Source organism: Sulfitobacter sp. 1A13496 (genome assembly GCF_043557225.1).
Lineage (GTDB): Bacteria > Pseudomonadota > Alphaproteobacteria > Rhodobacterales > Rhodobacteraceae > Sulfitobacter > Sulfitobacter faviae.
In genome coordinates this window covers 135,725-151,933 of record NZ_JBIFFP010000007.1, presented here as the reverse complement: position 1 = coordinate 151,933, position 16,209 = coordinate 135,725, and the positions used below count along the sequence as shown (strand labels likewise).

Here is a 16,209-nt window from a genome sequence, read left to right as displayed (position 1 = left end):
GCCCGCGCTTAAAGTTCGATACGGATATCGTGGATCCACAGTTTCGGCGGACGGGACAGGACAAAGACCACCACATCGGCCAGATCATCCGGTTCGGTGAAGATATGGTTCGGCACGTCCTCTCCGGCTTTGGCGAACATGCCGGTATTGGTGCCCGACTGATACAGCCCGCCCACCCGCACGCCGGTGCTTTCCTCATCCGCCTTCAGCACCTCCGTAAAGCCGCGCACGCCGTATTTCGTGGCCGTATAGACCGACTGCCCCGCCTGAGCCACGACGCCGGATTTTGAGACGACGTTTAGGATGATCGCCTCGTCATTGTCGCGCAGCGCGGGCAGCGTGGCCTGTGTCATCTGCATCAGGCCGGTCAGATTGGTCTGCACCGTGGCCTGCAGCATTTCGGGCGCGATCGTGTCGAGCGGCCCTGCCTTGTGCCAGATCCCTGCGTTGTTGATCAGGATGTCCAAGCCGCCAAAACGGTCCACCACCTGCGCGGCGGTCTGGTCGATCGCCGAAGGGTCTTGCAGATCGCAGGTCAGCCCCACCGCCTCCGCCGCGCCGGCGGCTTCGCAGGCTTCTGCCACGGCCTGAAGACGTGTCTCATCCCGGCCCAGAATGGCCAGCCGCGCACCCGTCTCTGCCAGTTTCAGACAGATGTGGCGCCCGATCCCGTCGCTGCCGCCGGTGACCAAAATACGTTTGTCGCGCAGTTCCATATCGCTCTCCTATGTTGCAGGCGGCTTACCGCGCGGCGAAGCCAGCGCCAAGCCCTGCCCCGCCCGGTCAGATCGTGATGATCTGCGCCCGGATCGCCTTGGCCACCGCATGGGTCTTGTTGGTCACGTCCAGCTTGGCACAGGCGTTATACAGATGATGGTTCACCGTGCTGGCCGCCACCGTCATGATCTGCGCCGTCTCCCATGCCGTTTTGCCCACCGCGGCCCATTTCAGCACTTCCTTTTCACGGTTGCTCAGCCGTGGCCCCGGCGCGGCGGGGGCAATATCCGCCACCATATCGCTTTGGATCAGACAGCCCAGATAGATCGCATCGGCGATGATCCCGCGCTTGTACTTGCGCCATTCGTGAATGCGCAGGTCAGAGTTCAGCGTCAGCACCGCTTTGCCATGTGCGTGGTCCCGAATGGGGATCGACACACCGTTCTGGCGCACGCCGAACTCCATCGCCTCGCCAAAGAAATTGCGCGTGGTCCGGTCGACCTTGGGCAGCTCGCTCCAATCCACCGGCAGGGTGCCTTCGAGGGATTTGTCGACCACCGGGTCGATCAGATGGTAGTTTTCCTCTTGGTAGCGCGTCAGCCAAGCGGGATCATAGGTCGAGTGAATGACCGGATCACTGCCGCTGGCGCCAGTCTTGTGAAATCCCAGATAGGACAGGTTGTTCAGCCCCATATCCTGCGCCAAGACCTGCAACATCTCGGCGGGTTTGATGTCGGGGCGATGTTCTTTCAATAGGAGGTAGCGGTCGGAAAGCGGTGTCACCATAGGGCGGCGTTCAAAAGCTCATGTGATTAAAAACTGAGCATTCAGTTAGGGCACCTCAACCAGTGAGGGAACATGCCCGCCGTCGAATGATTTCTCGGAATAGGGGAAACGTGCCAAAACGTTGCAATTTTGCCCCGATGACCAAGGGTCAAGCAAAAGGGCCGCCCGACGAAAGGTCGGCACGTCCGCCTGCCCACGAAGCGGTGCAGAGCATAAAGCGGCCCCCGCCCGAAAACCAATGCGCCCCTTACAAAAACACGGTCGTCCAACACAGCGGACAAGGGCGCAGCTTCCGAAAGCGGGGACCGAAACAGAGCCAAATGGCAGGCCCTGTCAAAAGGTCGCGTCAGCCTGAGCGCGCATCTTATGTCTGACGGCCATTCAGCACAGCCGCAAACTCGGATAGCAAGATTCGCCCCGTCGTTCTTCAAGCATTTGTTATAGTTTGATTAAATTTCCGGCGCATCTTGACTGCGCGCGCCGGGGCGCATCTGTAAAGCTGGTAATATTTATAGGTTTCGATGAATCGCCACGGATAGGGGCGATACGGGCGCAGCCGATTTGGCACTGTTACAAAAACTTCACTGGCGTAAAGCCGAATAATTCTGTAATTCATGAATTATGGAACAAGTGATCCCCAACCGCCTTGCCACCCTCGGCCATCCGCAGCGCCTCGCGCTGTTTCGGCTGCTCATGCGCCGCTACCCTGACAGGGTGCCCGCGACCGAACTGGCGCAGGCGCTCGGCCTCAAGCCCAACACCCTGTCGACCTATATCGGCGCGCTGATGCAAGCGGGGTTGGTGAGCCAAGAACGGCAGGGCACATCCCTGCGCTATGCGATCGATATCGAAGCCGCGCGGGACACCATCGGCTACCTGCTGAACGACTGCTGCCGTGGCCGCCCCGAAATTTGCCTCCCCCTCACCTCTTCAGATGGAAACGCCCCCGTGACCGACGACAAGTTCAACGTCCTGTTCATCTGCACCGGCAATTCCGCCCGGTCGATCTTTGCCGAAAGCATCCTGCGCGACCTCGCGGGGGACCGGTTCAACGTCTATTCCGCAGGCACCCGCCCGCAGTCTGAGCTGAACCCTTTTGCCGTCAAAGTGCTCAAGCAAAAGGGCCATGACGTGACCCATCTGCGGTCGAAACATATCTCTGAGTTTCAGGCCAAGGATGCGCCCGGTTTCGACTTCGTCTTCACCGTCTGCAATCAGGCCGCCAATGAGGAATGCCCCACATGGCCGGGCCAGCCGATCACCGCGCATTGGGGGCTGCCCGATCCGGTCAAGGTCGAAGGCTCCGACGCGGAAAAGAGCCTCGCCTTCCAGCAGGCCTATGGCACCCTGCGCAACCGGATGCTGGGCTTTACCAGCCTGCCGCTTACCTCGCTCGACCGTATCTCGCTGCAAAAGGCGCTGGATGACGCTGGCCAAACCGACAAAGAAGGAACTTCCGCATGACCACCTACGCGATCAACGGCCTTGGCCGTATCGGCAAGCTCGCCCTGAAACCGCTGCTGGACCAAGGGGCCGAGATTGCATGGATCAACGACGCGGTGGGCGATCCCGAAATGCATGCCCATCTGCTGGAGTTCGACACGGTGCACGGGCGCTGGCAGGCCGATTTCGCCCATGACGCCGACAGCGTGAGCATCAACGGCACCCGCCTGCCCTTCATTGGCACCCGCGACCTTGGCGCGCTGCCGCTCGACGGGGTGGATGTTGTGATAGATTGCACCGGCGTCTTCAAGACAGAGGCGAAGCTCGCCCCCTATTTCGAAGCGGGGGTGAAGAAGGTGGTGATCTCGGCCCCCGTAAAAGACGGGGATGCGGCCAATATCGTCTATGGCGTCAATGACGATGTCTATGATCCCGCACGGCACCGGATCGTCACGGCGGCAAGCTGCACGACCAACTGCCTCGCCCCGGTGGTGAAGGTCATCCACGAGGCGCTGCGGATCAAACACGGCTCCATCACCACGATCCATGACGTGACCAATACGCAGACCATCGTTGACCGCCCTGCCAAAGACCTGCGCCGCGCCCGTTCGGCCCTGAACTCCCTGATCCCGACGACCACGGGCAGCGCCACGGCGATCACCCTGATCTACCCCGAGCTTAAAGGCCGGTTGAACGGCCATGCGGTGCGGGTGCCGCTGCTGAACGCCTCGCTGACTGACTGTGTCTTTGAGGTGGAGCGGGAGACGACCGTGGAAGAGGTGAACGCCCTGTTCAAAGCTGCCGCCGAAGGAGAGTTGAAAGACATCCTTGGCTATGAGGAGCGCCCGCTGGTCTCGACCGATTACACCAATGATACGCGGTCCAGCATCGTCGATGCGCCCTCAACCATGGTGGTGAACGGGACGCAGGTAAAAATCTATGCGTGGTACGACAATGAAATGGGCTATGCCCACCGTCTGGTCGATGTGGCGTTGATGGTCGGGGCAAGCCTGTGAGCCAGAGCGCGACCCGCCCTGAGGGGCTTTCGGCCTATATCGCGGTCACGGCGGCCTATTGGGCCTTCATGCTGACCGATGGCGCGTTGCGCATGTTGGTGTTGCTGCATTTCCACCGGCTGGGCTTTTCGCCGGTGCAACTGGCCTATCTCTTTGTGTTGTATGAGATCGCGGGCGTCATTACCAACCTCTGCGCAGGCTGGATCGCGGCGCGGTTTGGGCTGGCCTCGACGCTTTATGCGGGGCTGGGCTTGCAGATCGTGGCGCTGCTGGCGCTCGCGCAGCTTGATCCGTCTTGGGCGGTTGGGGCGTCCGTCGTTTTCGTCATGCTGGTGCAGGGTGCCAGCGGGGTTGCAAAGGATTTGGCCAAGATGTCGTCGAAATCCGCCGTCAAACTGTTGGCCCCGGCTGAGGATGGCGGGTTGTTCCGCTGGGTGGCGCTGCTGACCGGCTCAAAGAACATGGTTAAGGGTCTGGGCTTTCTGCTCGGCGCGGCCTTGCTGGCGACGCTCGGCTTTGTCTGGGCGGTGCTGGGAATGGCCGCGATCCTCGCGCTGATCCTGATCGCCGTACTGACTGCTATGCCGCCCGGCTTGCCCAAAGGGCGCAAGGGGGCGAAGTTCTCCGAGGTCTTCTCAAAATCCGCCAATGTGAACTGGCTCAGCGCGGCGCGGGTGTTCCTCTTCGGCGCGCGGGACGTGTGGTTCGTGGTGGGCATCCCGATCTATTTCTACGCAGTCCTCTCGGATGGCACGGAGGAAAGCAACCGCGCGGCCTTTTTCATGATCGGCACCTTTATGGCGGTCTGGGTGATCCTCTACGGGTTGGTGCAGATCTACGCCCCACGCCTGCTCCGCGCGAAATCCCGCCCTGCAGGAGACCTGATCTCAGCCGCGAAGGGCTGGGCATGGTCGCTTGCCGCCGTGCCCGCGGCGCTGACGCTGGCGGCGCTGTTCAGCGACGGGCCGCAGGGCTGGCTCACCGTGACGCTTGTGATCGGCCTCTTGGCCTTTGGCGCGGTCTTTGCGGTGAACTCATCGCTGCATTCCTACCTCATCCTCTCTTTCACCAAGGCTGAGCGGGTGACGATGGATGTGGGGTTTTACTACATGGCCAATGCCGCCGGGCGGCTCTTGGGCACGCTGATGTCGGGGCTAAGCTATCAGATCGGCGGCCTGCCCCTGATGCTGGGCGCGGCGGCGATCATGGTGGCCCTGTCGGCGCTGCTGGTCGGGTTCTTGAAACCCGACCAGAGTTAGCCCTCAGCCCACCTTGCTGGCGCGACCGTTGCTTTCATCGGCCTGCGTATAGGCGTTCATCGCCGCGACTGCGCCTGCGTCCCAGATAAGCGAGAGCCAAGCGACAAAGGCATCGCGGAACGCCTCGGCCTGCGCCAGATCACCGTAGAGGCGCTCTTGCGCAAGCCAGGCCTCGGGCCGTTCCCGCGCGGCCTGCGCCACGGCTTTCAGCGCGTCCCAGATCGGATCGTTGGCCACGATTTCGCTGCCATCTTCCCGCGTGCCCGCACACATCCGCGCCCAAAGCGCTTCGACCAAGGCCAAACCAGTAACCGAGCGCCCCGCCGCCAGCTGATCCCGTAGGATTGGCAGGACAAAGCCCGTGTGCCGCGCCGAGCCGTCAAAGGCGACGCGGCGGGTGGTGTCGACGATGCGCGGGTTCGAGAAGCGCTGTTCGATCAGGTCGAGATAGGCCAGTGGCGTCATGCCCGGCACCGGGGCGACCGTCTGGGTGATCTCTTCGGCCTGCACACGGTGGAACATCGCGCGGATCGCCGGATGCGCCATGGTGCCGGAAATCGTCTCGATCCCCAGCACCTCACCGACATTGGCCAAGACTTGATGGCCCGCGTTGAGGATGCGGATCTTCATTTTCTCATAGGCGTGCACCTCGTCCGAGAAGGTCGCCCCCACCTGATCCCAATCCGGGCGGCCCGCGCAGAAGTCATCTTCGATCACCCATTGGCGGAAGGCTTCATGGGTGACCGGGGCGGCGTCGTTCACGCCGAACTCCCGCGCCTGTGCGATCTCGGCGGCGCCGGTGGCCGGGGCGATGCAATCGACCATGGAGTTGGGGAAACTGCCGTTCACCTCGATCCAATCGGCCAGCGCCGGGTCGGACATGCGCGCCAGCGACACGACCGCTTGGCGCAGGATATCGCCATTGCCTTGCAGATTGTCACAGCTCAGCCCGGTGAACGGCCCCTGCCCCGCATCGCGGCGCAGCCGCAGGGCCGCGACGATGGCCCCAAAGGCGGTGCGCGGGGTATCAGGGTGCGCCGCGTCATGGACGATATCGGCATGGGTCGCGTCGAACCCCTTGCTCACCGGGTCGATGTAATAGCCGCTCTCGGTAACGGTCAGCCCGACGATGCGAATGGCCGGATCGGCCATGGCGCGGATCAGGGCACCGTTGCCCTCTTCGATCGGCAGGTAGTCGATCATCGAACCCACAACCTCGGCCGAGGTCTGCGCGGGGTCGAGTTCGATCAGCGTCGTCAGACAGTCCTGCGCCAAGAGCTTCTGGCGCATGGCCGCATCATAGGGGCGCACGCCCGCGCCGAGGATGGCCCAGTCATGCGCTTGGCCGGACTGCATCAGACGGTGCAGATACCACGCTTGATGCGCGCGGTGGAAATTGCCTACGCCGATATGCACGATACCGGCGGTCAGGGCGCTGCGGTCATAGCTGGGGTGGGCGATGTCGAGATCACCCAGCGTCGCGTTCGAGAGGTCTACCAGTTTATCCATGATCCACATCCTTAAAGGGCCGCGCACCGGGGAAAGGGTGCGGGGGTCGGCCTGTCATTCCTGCCGCTTGCATTACTCGACCCGAAGGCCCTGCGCGTCGAACCGGTGCAGCTTGTCCGCCTGTGGGGTCAGGAAAATCCGGTCCCCATGTCGGACCGACAATTCGCCATCCACGCGCACGGTCATCGGGTCGCAGCCCGCCACGCCATGGACGTGCAAGAAGGTGTCGGAGCCCAGATGCTCGGCCACGCCGATGGTGCCCTCCCATGCGCCTTCGGTGGTGGAGACGTCGAAATGCTCGGGCCGGATGCCGATGGTCGGCGCGCCGCGCGCTTCGGCTTCGGCGCCCTTGATCAGGTTCATCTTGGGCGAGCCGATGAAGCCCGCGACAAATTCGTTGCGCGGCTTGTAGTAAAGCTCAAGCGGGGAGCCGACCTGTTCGATATGGCCCGCCCGCAGCACGACGATCTTGTCGGCCATGGTCATCGCTTCGACCTGATCGTGGGTGACGTAGATCATCGTCGTGGTCAGCCGCTTGTGCAGCTCGCTGATCTCAAGCCGCATGCCCACCCGTAGCGCGGCGTCGAGGTTCGACAGCGGCTCGTCGAAAAGGAAAGCCGAAGGTTCGCGCACGATGGCACGGCCAATGGCAACCCGCTGGCGCTGACCGCCCGAGAGTTGGCCCGGACGGCGGTCAAGATAGTCGGTGAGGTTCAGCGCCTTGGCAGCAGCTTCGATCCGGCGCTGCTGTTCCTCCGCCGGAACGCCCGCCATTTTCATCGGAAAGGCGATGTTCTTGCGCACCGACATATGCGGATAAAGCGCGTAGGATTGGAACACCATCGCCAAGCCCCGTTTCGCGGGCGGCACATGGGTCGCATCAGCGCCGTCGATCTCGATATGGCCCGAGGTGATGTCCTCCAGGCCCGCGATCAGCCGCAACAGGGTTGATTTACCGCAGCCCGAAGGGCCGACGAAGACCGTGAACTCGCCATCTTCGATGGTCAGATCAAGGGGCGGAATGACTTCCACATCGCCGAAGCTTTTGGAAACCTGATTGAGTTTGATTTGTCCCATGTGACTGTCCCTTGCTTACTTGACCGCGCCGAAAGTCAGGCCGCTGACGAGTTGTTTCTGGCTGAACCAGCCGAGGATGAGGATTGGCGCGATGGCCATGGTGGAGGCCGCGCTGAGCTTGGCGTAGAAGAGGCCCTCGGGGCTGGAATAGCTCGCGATGAAGGCGGTGAGTGGCGCGGCCTTGGCCGCAGTGAGGTTGAGCGTCCAGAAGGCTTCGTTCCATGCGAGGATGAAGTTCAAGAGCAGCGTGGAAGCAATGCCCGGCACCGCCATGGGGGTGAGGACGTAAAGCACCTCTTCGCGCAGGCTTGCCCCATCCATCCGTGCCGCTTCCAAGATCTCACCGGGGATTTCGCGGAAGTAGGTGTAGAGCATCCAGACGATGATCGGCAGGTTGATGAGCATCAGGATGATGACCAGTGCGATCTTGCTGTCGAGCACGCCGAACTGGATGCAGAGCAGATAGATCGGGTAGAGCACGCCCACCGCGGGCAGCATCTTGGTCGAGAGCATCCAGAGCAGAATGTCCTTGGTCCGCTTGCCGGGAACGAAGGCCATCGACCATGCGGCAGGCACCGCGATCATGATGCCAAGGATGGTCGAGCCGCCCGCGATGACGATGGAGTTCCACAGGAAGCGCCCGTAGTTCGACCGCTCCAGAACCGCCTCGTAGTTCGCCAGCGTCCAGTCGAAGCCGAGGAAGATCGGCGGATCGGCGATGGCCTGTGCTTCGGTCTTGAAGCTGGTGAGGATGGTCCAAAGGATGGGGAAGAAGATCAGGAAACCGATGCCCCAAGCGAGGGCCGTGTTGACGATCTTGCGTTGCCTTGTGACTGCGCGTGCCATGATGTCTCCTCCTCAGGCGTCCAGGTTCTTGCCGACGATGCGCATCAGGAAGATGGCAACGATATTGGCGAGAATGATTGCATAGACACCGCCCGCCGATCCGAGGCCGATGTTCTGGCTCTCCAGCACGCGCTGGAAGATGAGATAGGTCAGTGTTTTGGTGCCAAAGGCCCCGCCCGTGGTCACGAAAATCTCCGCGAAAATCGACAAGAGAAAGATCGTCTGGATCAGGATCACCACGGTGATCGCGCGGCCCAGATGCGGCAGGGTGATATAAGCGAAACGTTTGGTCACCGGCGCGCCGTCCATCTCGGCGGCGTCCAGCTGCTCGCGGTCAAGCGACTGGATCGCGGTGAGCAGGATCAGCGTCGCGAAGGGCAGCCATTGCCAGGATACGATGATGATGATCGACGACAGCGAGGCTTGGCTCATCCATTGCACCGGGGTGGCGCCAAAGAACTCCCACAGATGCGCGAAGAGACCATAGTTCGGGTCCATGAACATGTTCTTCCACACCAGCGCCGACACGGTGGGCATGACGAAGAAGGGCGCGATGACAAGGATGCGGACAAATCCCTGCCCCCACATCGGCTGGTTCAACAGAAGGGCAAGCAGGATGCCGAGGCAGACCGTGATCGCCAGCACACCACCGACGATGATCAGCGTGGTCATCACCGAGGGCCAGAAAGAGCTGGAGGTGACGAAGCGCACATAGTTGTCGAAGCCGACCCAACCCAGATCACCGCCGCGCATCGGCAGGTATTTCTTGAAAGAGAAGTAGAGCGTCATGGTCAGCGGGATGAGCATCCATCCAAGCAGCAAGACCACCGCCGGGGCCATCATCAGGCGTGCCGCTGATCGGGAATGTTGGGTAGCCATCGGGCACATCTCCTCTGCCGGCGGCGAATGCCGCGTTTAGGTGAAGGGTATCATATCGGGTGGTGGGGCGGAAAAGGGCGGCGGTGTTCGCCGCCCTTTAGCCTGTGAAGCGGCGGCTTAACGGTAGCCTGCGGCTTCCATTGCGTCGTTGGTCAGGTCTTGGGCCTTCTCAAGCGCCTCTTCGACGGTCTGTTGACCGGCATAGGCGGCAGAGAACTCTTGGCTCACGTCGGTCGCGATGCCTGCAAACTCGGGGATCGCGGCGAATTGCACACCGACGTAAGGAGTCGGATCGACGGTGGAGTTCTCAGGATCGGCCGAGAGGATCGAGTCGAGCGTCATCTGCGCGAAGGGCACTTTCTGGTACTCGGGGTTCTCGTAAAGCGACTTGCGCGCACCGGGAGGAACGTTCGCCCAGCCTTCGTTCTCGGCGACCATCTCGATATAGTCTTTCGAGGTGGCCCATTCGATGAACTCTTTCGCGGCATCTTCTTTCTGGGTGCCCGCCGGGATTGCCAGCGCCCATGCCCAGAGCCAGTTGGAGCGTTTGCCAAGGCCCGTGTCCGGTGCCAGCGCAAAGCCAACCTTGTCGGCCACGGTGGAATCCTCAGGGTTGGTCACGAAGGAGGCCGCCACAGTGGCGTCGATCCACATGCCGCATTTTCCCTGCTGGAACAGCGAGAGGTTCTCGTTGAAGCCGTTGGAGGCATAGCCCGCCGGGCCGCTTTCATCCATTAGGTCTTTGTAGAAGTTGATCGTATTGGCCCATGCCTCGGTGTCGAACTGGGCGTTCCAGTCTTCATCGAACCAGCGCGCGCCAAAGGAGTTGGACATCGCCGTGATCAGCGCACCGCCCTCGCCCCAACCGGCCTTGCCGCGCAGGCAGATGCCGTTGATGTCGTTCTCACGGTCGGTCATGGCGGCGGCGGCTTCGCGGATGAATTCCCATGTCGGGTCTTTCGGCATTTCCATGCCGGCTTTTTCCATCAGATCGGTGCGGTACATGATCATGGAGCTTTCGCCGTAGAACGGTGCCGCATAAAGCGTGCCGTCGTGGCTCAAGCCGCCGGCCATGGCGGGCAGGATATCGTCTGCGTCGTATTCTTCGCTGAGGTCGTCCAGCGGCACCAGCCAGCCGTTCGCACCCCAGATCGGCGTCTCATACATGCCGATGGTCATGATGTCGAAAGAGCCACCCTTGGTCGAGATGTCGGTGGTGACGCGCTGGCGCAGCACGTTCTCTTCCAAGGTGACCCACTCCACTTCGTGGCCGGTCTCTTCGGTGAATTTGTCGGTATAGCCTTGCATGCGGATCATGTCGCCGTTGTTCACGGTGGCGATGGTGATCGTCTCGGCAACCGCGCCGCCGCCCATGATCAGGCCCAAGGCCGTCGCGGCGTAAAGTGATTTATCGCAGAACATCGATAGTTCCTCCCTCTATAGATGATGAACCGAGACTAACGACCTACGCAACGCGCAGTCAAATTAAATTTTACGCGCGATAACTATTTTCTGAGCAACTTGCGAACTCAATGACTTAGGCAGAGGCACGCATCACCAGCTTGCCGTCAAATAGCGTTTCTTCGCGCTCGGTCAGCCGGGTTTCGCTTTCGATGATGCGAAACAGGGTACTGGCGGCACGATTCGCGATGGCCCCGTAATCCTGCGCGATGGTGGTCAGCGGCGGGCAAGTATAGCGCGAGAACGGGTGGTCGTCCTGCCCCGCGATCCGCATGGCGCAATCCTTGCCATGCCCTACCCGCAGCCCCATTTCATAGGCCGCCGAAAGCATCCCGATGGCAAGACGGTCGTTCGAGCATAGCACGGTATCCGTCTCGAACGCCCCCGCTGAGATCAGCTTGCCGCCCTCGGTCGCGCCGATCTCTTCAAAGTTCCAGCCCTCCCCCGGTACCTGATGGATATGCGGCGCAAAGCCGTGCCGCTCCATCGCTTCCAGATAGGCTTGGCGGCGCTTATTGGCGTTGGGGTTGCTGGGCGTCTTCATCTCGAAAAAACAGGGCGGCTCACCGCTGCGACAAAGGTATTCGACGATCAAATCAACGCTTTGGAAGTTGTCGGTGCCGACGAAAGCCTCGCAAACCCCTTCGACATTGGCGTCAAAGGCCACCACCGGTACATCCTTGCAAAAGCGCGCGATCTCGTCACGGTCCGAGGCTTTGCCGAAGGGCGCCAGCAGCACGCCCGCCGGTTTCAGCGCCCGAAGCGAGTCGAGATTGGCCCGCTCCTGCTCCGGGTTGCCGTGCGAGCTGAGCAAGATCGGGCTATAGCCCTCGGCCAGACAGGCCAGTTCCACCTCGCGGCCGATCTCGGAAAAGAACGGGTCGGCGAGGTTGGGCACGACCACGCCGATGTTGCGGGTTTTGCGGCGGTTCTGGTTCACCGCATAGACGTTCGGGCGATAGTCATACTGGCTCAGCGCGGCTTCGATCCGCTCCCGGGTCGAGCGCCGCACGCTGTCGGCATCGTTAAAGTATTTCGACAGGGTGGGCCGCGAAATGCCGCTCACGGCGGCAAACTCCTCCATATTGCGGATCTTCTGCTGGCCCATCTTAACCCTCCCTTGACGAAACGCTGCGCGCGTAAACTAAAGTCAATATAGAGATAAGTTCGCCCAGCCAGCAAGGGGTTGGCGGCGTCAGGCTTTCCGCGGCCCTCTGGGGTGCAACGGAAAGCCCGCGCCCGGCCCTCTTCCGGGGTTAACCGGCCTTGCCCAATTGCGCCGCGGCGCGGGCCAGCGCTTCGATCCCGGCCCAGTCCCCGGCATCGATCAGCTTCTTCGGCGCGACCCAACTGCCGCCCGCGCAAAGCACATTTGGCAGGCTCAGGTAGCTTTCCGCATTGTCGGGGCTGACACCGCCCGTCGGGCAGAAGGTGATCTGCGGCAGGGGCGCGCCGATGGCCTTGAGCGCGGGCGCGCCACCCGAAGCTTCGGCGGGGAAGAACTTCAGCATGTCATAGCCGCGCGCGAACAACTGCATCGCCTCGCTCGCCGTGGCGGCGCCGGGCAAGAGGGGAAGCTCTTCCTCCTCGCAGGCCGCGATGAGCGCGTCGGTGGCACCGGGCGAGACGCCAAAGGTCGCCCCCGCCCGTTTCGCCGCGCGGACGTCTTCGGGGGTAACCAGCGTGCCCGCCCCCACATGCCCCCCCGCGACTTCGGCCATGGCGGCAATCGCGTCGAGGGCGGCAGGCGTGCGCAGGGTCACCTCCAAAGCAGGCAGCCCGCCCGCGACCAGCGCCTCGGCCAAGGGGCGGGCGTCGGCGACATCTTCGATCACCAACACGGGCACGATCGGGGCAAGCGCACAGATTTCACGGGTGCGACCGCTGGCGTCTTTTGCAGTAAGGGTCATGGATCAGCCTCCAAAAATGGTTGCGCCGGTGGTAGCAGAACCGACGGTGTCGCGGAACATAGCGAACAACTCGCGCCCCGTCCCGGCATGATAAGCAGAAAGATCAGCGGTGACGTTGGGACGGTCATCGAACCCTTCGGCCAGCACGTCGAGCGTCCCTGCCACGGCGTCAACCCGCAGCATATCGCCATCCTGCACCCGCGCGATGGGGCCGCCGTCGACCGCCTCGGGGCTGACGTGGATTGCCGCAGGCACCTTGCCCGACGCGCCCGACATGCGCCCATAAGTGACCAGCGCCACCTTCTGCCCGCGCCCCTGAAGGATCGACAGAAGCGGCGTCAGGCTGTGCAACTCGGGCATGCCGTTGGCCTTGGGCCCTTGGAAGCGGACGACGACGACCAGATCGCCGGTCAGCTCCCCGGCCTTGAAGGCCGCCTTCACCTCGTTCTGATCTGCAAAGACTCGCGCCGGGGCTTCGATAACGTGATGTTCGGGCGCCACCGCAGAGACCTTCATACAGGCGGTGCCGAGCGACCCGGCCATGCGGCGCAGCCCGCCGGTGGGCTGGAAAGGATCGCTGGCGGGGCGGAGGATCTTCTCGTTCAGGCTCTCGCCTGCGCCCTTCTCCCAAACCAGCCCCTCGGCCTTCAGCTTCGGCTCGGCGGTGTAATGCTCCAACCCCTGCCCGGTGACGGTCTGGGTGTCGGGGTGCAGATGGCCGGAGTTGAGCAATTCGCCGATCATATAGCCCAGCCCCCCGGCGGCGTGGAAATGGTTCACATCCGCCAGACCGTTGGGATAGACCCGCGCCAGCAGCGGCGTGACGTCAGAGATGTCCGAGAAATCCTCCCAATCCAGAATGATCCCCCCGGCCCGCGCCATGGCGATAAGGTGGATCAGCAGGTTTGTCGACCCGCCCGTGGCGTTGAGCCCGACGATCCCGTTCACGAAGGCCTTTTCGTCCAGAACCGAGGCGACGGGGGTATAATCATTGCCCAAAGCGCTCAGCGCCAGCGCGCGTTTCGCGCCTTCCTGGGTCAGCGCATCGCGCAAAGACCCGTTTGGCGGCACAAAGCTCGCCCCCGGCAGGTGCAGCCCCATGAACTCCATCAGCATCTGGTTGGTGTTGGCGGTGCCGTAAAAGGTGCAGGTGCCCGGCCCGTGATAGGCAGCCATCTCGGCGGCCATCAGCGCGTCGCGCCCGACTTCGCCCGCGGCGAACTGCTGACGCACCTTGGCCTTCTCATCATTCGACAGCCCGCTTTCCATCGGCCCGGCAGGCAGGAAGACGGCCGGCAGATGGCCGAAAGCCTGCGCCGCGATCACCAGCCCGGGCACGATCTTGTCACAGACCCCAAGAAAGACCGCCGCGTCAAATGTGTTGTGGCTGAGCGCCACCGAGGCCGCCAAGGCGATCACATCACGCGAGAAAAGCGACAGTTCCATCCCCGCTTCGCCTTGGGTCACCCCGTCGCACATGGCGGGAACCCCGCCCGCGACCTGCGCAGTGCCGTCCGCCGCCCGCACGGCGTCGCGGATCAGATCGGGGTAGCGCTCAAACGGCTGATGCGCCGAAAGCATGTCGTTATAGGTCGTCACGATCCCGAGGTTGCCTGCGCTGGTGGTCGCCAGCCGGTCCTTATCCTCTCCCGACGCCGCATAGGCATGGGCCTGCCCGCTACAGGACAGATGCGCGCGGGCCGGACCCTTGGCACGGGCGGCTTCCATCCGGTCGAGGTAGGGCCGCCGGGTCGCCTCGCTGCGGGCGATGATACGGTCGGTGACGCGGTCAATCGTGGAATGCAGGGTCATGTCTCGTCCTTTCGTGTGATCTCGCGCCAGCGGCGGCCGTCGCGGTGCATCAGCATCAGCGCCTCTTCGGGGCCGGAGCTGCCGGGGTCATAGGGGTACGGGGGTTGCCGGGTCTCTTCCCAGCCGTGAATGATCGGATCGGCCCAAGCCCAAGCGGCTTCGACCTCGTCCCCGCGCATGAAGAGCGTCTGATCGCCGCGGATCACATCCATGATCAGCCGCTCATAGGCGTCCTGCGGGGTGCCCTGCTCGCCCAAGGCATCGGCAAAGGTCATATCCAGCGCCACTTCGGCCAGACGCATGCCGCCGGGGCCGGGGTCTTTGATGGTGTTGCGCAGGGTGATGCCCTCATCCGGTTGCAACCGGATGATCAGCGCGTTGCCCTTGTGGCCTTCCGTCGCGGGGAAGATCATATGCGGCGGGTCACGGAAGATCACCGCGATCTCGGAACTGCGCCCGCGCAGCTTTTTGCCCGTGCGCAGGTAGAACGGCGTGCCCGCCCACCGCCAATTGGCGATCTTGACCTTCATCGCGACGAAGCTTTCGGTGCGGCTTTCGGGGTCGCCCGCATGGTCGCGGTAGCTGCCCTCGCCATTGGCGGCGCGGTATTGGCCGCGGGCGATGTCCTTCTGTGCCACAGGCTCAAGCGCCTCGATCACCTTCACCTTCTCATCCCGCACCGCGTTGGGGTCAAAGCGCGAGGGCGGCTCCATCGCCGTCAGACACAGCAGTTGCATCAGATGGTTCTGCACCATGTCGCGCATGGCGCCCGATTTATCGTAGTATTCGCCCCGCCCTTCGACACCGAGGCTCTCGGACACGGTGATCTGCACATGGTCGATATGGGTGGAATTCCACAGCGGCTCCCACAGCGCATTGGCGAAACGCAGCGCCATGAGGTTCTGCACCGTCTCTTTGCCAAGGTAATGGTCGATCCGGTAAATCTGGCTTTCGTCGAAATTGGCACGCAGATCGGCGTTCAGCGCCTGCGCGGTTTCCAAATCATGGCCAAAGGGCTTTTCGACGACGATGCGGCTCTCGGCTGTGGCGATGCCGTGGTCATGCAGCTTGCCACCAATCGTGCCGAAGAGCGACGGCGAGACCGAGAGGTAGAAGGCCCGCACGACATCATCACGCATCAGGTCTTTGAGATCCGCCCAGCCGGCATCACCAGAGGCATCCACGCGCACGTAATGCACCATGCCAAGGAACCGCTCCAAAGCGGCACCCTCTTGGGCCAGCTTGGGGGCGAACTCCAGCAGGCTGTCGCGGATCAACTTTCGAAAAGTGTCGGCATCAAGCTCGGAACGGGCCGCGCCGACAATCCGCGCGGCTTCCGGCATCTGGCCGACGGTGAAGCGGTGGAACAGACCGGGCAGAATCTTGCGCCGAGCAAGATCGCCGGTCGCGCCGAAAATGACGAGGTCGAAAGGATCAACGGGGATTACGCGCGATACCATGGGGTCAGCCCTCCTGCCTGCGTCGGCGCCCTAT

The 16,209-nt window shown here is 62.6% G+C and carries 14 protein-coding genes; 3 read left to right on the top strand and 11 right to left on the bottom strand.

Going from position 1 to position 16,209, the window contains the following annotated elements; translation table 11 throughout:
* Positions 1–8: 8 nt before the first annotated feature.
* Together ACGYLX_RS15530 and ACGYLX_RS15525 are read right to left on the bottom strand one after the other, a co-directional pair.
* A complete protein-coding gene (locus ACGYLX_RS15530; RefSeq protein ID WP_394450574.1) occupies positions 9–716 on the bottom strand; it encodes an SDR family oxidoreductase in 708 nt (235 codons plus the stop codon).
* A gap of 67 nt (positions 717–783) precedes the next feature.
* Complete coding sequence (locus tag ACGYLX_RS15525) at positions 784–1,503, bottom strand: LuxR family transcriptional regulator (protein ID WP_394450573.1); 720 nt, start codon at positions 1,501–1,503, stop codon at positions 784–786.
* A gap of 621 nt (positions 1,504–2,124) precedes the next feature.
* Here ACGYLX_RS15525 and ACGYLX_RS15520 point away from each other — a divergent pair.
* The 3 genes from ACGYLX_RS15520 to arsJ are packed head-to-tail and all read left to right on the top strand — an operon-like array spanning position 2,125 to position 5,221.
* Positions 2,125–2,967, top strand: coding sequence for a helix-turn-helix domain-containing protein (locus ACGYLX_RS15520; RefSeq protein ID WP_394450570.1), 843 nt, complete (start codon positions 2,125–2,127; stop codon positions 2,965–2,967).
* On the top strand, positions 2,964–3,962 hold the full coding sequence (locus ACGYLX_RS15515; protein WP_394450568.1) for an ArsJ-associated glyceraldehyde-3-phosphate dehydrogenase: 999 nt from the start codon (positions 2,964–2,966) through the stop codon (positions 3,960–3,962). The genes ACGYLX_RS15520 and ACGYLX_RS15515 overlap by 4 nt, the downstream gene beginning before the upstream one ends.
* Positions 3,959–5,221: an organoarsenical effux MFS transporter ArsJ gene (gene arsJ, locus ACGYLX_RS15510; protein ID WP_394450566.1), complete on the top strand. Its 1,263-nt coding sequence runs from the start codon at positions 3,959–3,961 to the stop codon at positions 5,219–5,221. The genes ACGYLX_RS15515 and arsJ overlap by 4 nt, the downstream gene beginning before the upstream one ends.
* Before the next feature lie 3 nt (positions 5,222–5,224).
* Here arsJ and ACGYLX_RS15505 read toward each other — a convergent pair whose 3' ends face one another.
* The 9 genes from ACGYLX_RS15505 to zwf all read right to left on the bottom strand — a co-directional run bounded on the left by ACGYLX_RS15505 (position 5,225) and on the right by zwf (position 16,175).
* Positions 5,225–6,730 (bottom strand): mannitol dehydrogenase family protein, encoded by a 1,506-nt coding sequence (locus ACGYLX_RS15505; protein ID WP_394450564.1) that lies wholly within the window; start codon positions 6,728–6,730, stop codon positions 5,225–5,227.
* A 72-nt stretch (positions 6,731–6,802) separates the two neighbouring features.
* Positions 6,803–7,807: an ABC transporter ATP-binding protein gene (locus tag ACGYLX_RS15500; RefSeq protein ID WP_394450561.1), complete on the bottom strand. Its 1,005-nt coding sequence runs from the start codon at positions 7,805–7,807 to the stop codon at positions 6,803–6,805.
* Positions 7,808–7,822: 15 nt separating this feature from the next.
* Entirely contained in the window at positions 7,823–8,653 is an 831-nt protein-coding gene (locus ACGYLX_RS15495; RefSeq protein WP_136720471.1) for a carbohydrate ABC transporter permease, read from the bottom strand.
* Positions 8,654–8,665: 12 nt separating this feature from the next.
* Complete coding sequence (locus ACGYLX_RS15490; RefSeq protein WP_136720472.1) at positions 8,666–9,532, bottom strand: carbohydrate ABC transporter permease; 867 nt, start codon at positions 9,530–9,532, stop codon at positions 8,666–8,668.
* Between the two features lie 117 nt (positions 9,533–9,649).
* On the bottom strand, positions 9,650–10,954 hold the full coding sequence (locus tag ACGYLX_RS15485) for an ABC transporter substrate-binding protein (protein WP_394450559.1): 1,305 nt from the start codon (positions 10,952–10,954) through the stop codon (positions 9,650–9,652).
* A gap of 115 nt (positions 10,955–11,069) precedes the next feature.
* Positions 11,070–12,101, bottom strand: coding sequence for a LacI family DNA-binding transcriptional regulator (locus ACGYLX_RS15480; protein ID WP_394450558.1), 1,032 nt, complete (start codon positions 12,099–12,101; stop codon positions 11,070–11,072).
* Positions 12,102–12,249: 148 nt separating this feature from the next.
* Positions 12,250–12,903, bottom strand: coding sequence for a bifunctional 4-hydroxy-2-oxoglutarate aldolase/2-dehydro-3-deoxy-phosphogluconate aldolase (eda, locus tag ACGYLX_RS15475; RefSeq protein ID WP_394450556.1), 654 nt, complete (start codon positions 12,901–12,903; stop codon positions 12,250–12,252).
* 3 nt (positions 12,904–12,906) lie between these two features.
* A complete protein-coding gene (edd, locus tag ACGYLX_RS15470; RefSeq protein WP_394450553.1) occupies positions 12,907–14,715 on the bottom strand; it encodes a phosphogluconate dehydratase in 1,809 nt (602 codons plus the stop codon).
* Positions 14,712–16,175, bottom strand: coding sequence for a glucose-6-phosphate dehydrogenase (gene zwf, locus ACGYLX_RS15465; protein ID WP_394450551.1), 1,464 nt, complete (start codon positions 16,173–16,175; stop codon positions 14,712–14,714). Before zwf ends, edd begins: the two co-directional genes overlap by 4 nt.
* Positions 16,176–16,209: the final 34 nt, after the last annotated feature.

Coding starts and splice junctions, on each gene's coding strand:
- ACGYLX_RS15480 (WP_394450558.1), bottom strand. CDS start 12,101: ATGGGCCAGCAGAAGATCCGCAATATGGAGGAGTTTGCCGCCGTGAGC.
- ACGYLX_RS15495 (WP_136720471.1), bottom strand. CDS start 8,653: ATGGCACGCGCAGTCACAAGGCAACGCAAGATCGTCAACACGGCCCTC.
- ACGYLX_RS15515 (WP_394450568.1), top strand. CDS start 2,964: ATGACCACCTACGCGATCAACGGCCTTGGCCGTATCGGCAAGCTCGCC.
- ACGYLX_RS15490 (WP_136720472.1), bottom strand. CDS start 9,532: ATGGCTACCCAACATTCCCGATCAGCGGCACGCCTGATGATGGCCCCG.
- ACGYLX_RS15505 (WP_394450564.1), bottom strand. CDS start 6,730: ATGGATAAACTGGTAGACCTCTCGAACGCGACGCTGGGTGATCTCGAC.
- ACGYLX_RS15485 (WP_394450559.1), bottom strand. CDS start 10,954: ATGTTCTGCGATAAATCACTTTACGCCGCGACGGCCTTGGGCCTGATC.
- ACGYLX_RS15530 (WP_394450574.1), bottom strand. CDS start 716: ATGGAACTGCGCGACAAACGTATTTTGGTCACCGGCGGCAGCGACGGG.
- ACGYLX_RS15520 (WP_394450570.1), top strand. CDS start 2,125: ATGGAACAAGTGATCCCCAACCGCCTTGCCACCCTCGGCCATCCGCAG.
- eda (WP_394450556.1), bottom strand. CDS start 12,903: ATGACCCTTACTGCAAAAGACGCCAGCGGTCGCACCCGTGAAATCTGT.
- ACGYLX_RS15500 (WP_394450561.1), bottom strand. CDS start 7,807: ATGGGACAAATCAAACTCAATCAGGTTTCCAAAAGCTTCGGCGATGTG.
- edd (WP_394450553.1), bottom strand. CDS start 14,715: ATGACCCTGCATTCCACGATTGACCGCGTCACCGACCGTATCATCGCC.
- zwf (WP_394450551.1), bottom strand. CDS start 16,175: ATGGTATCGCGCGTAATCCCCGTTGATCCTTTCGACCTCGTCATTTTC.
- ACGYLX_RS15525 (WP_394450573.1), bottom strand. CDS start 1,503: ATGGTGACACCGCTTTCCGACCGCTACCTCCTATTGAAAGAACATCGC.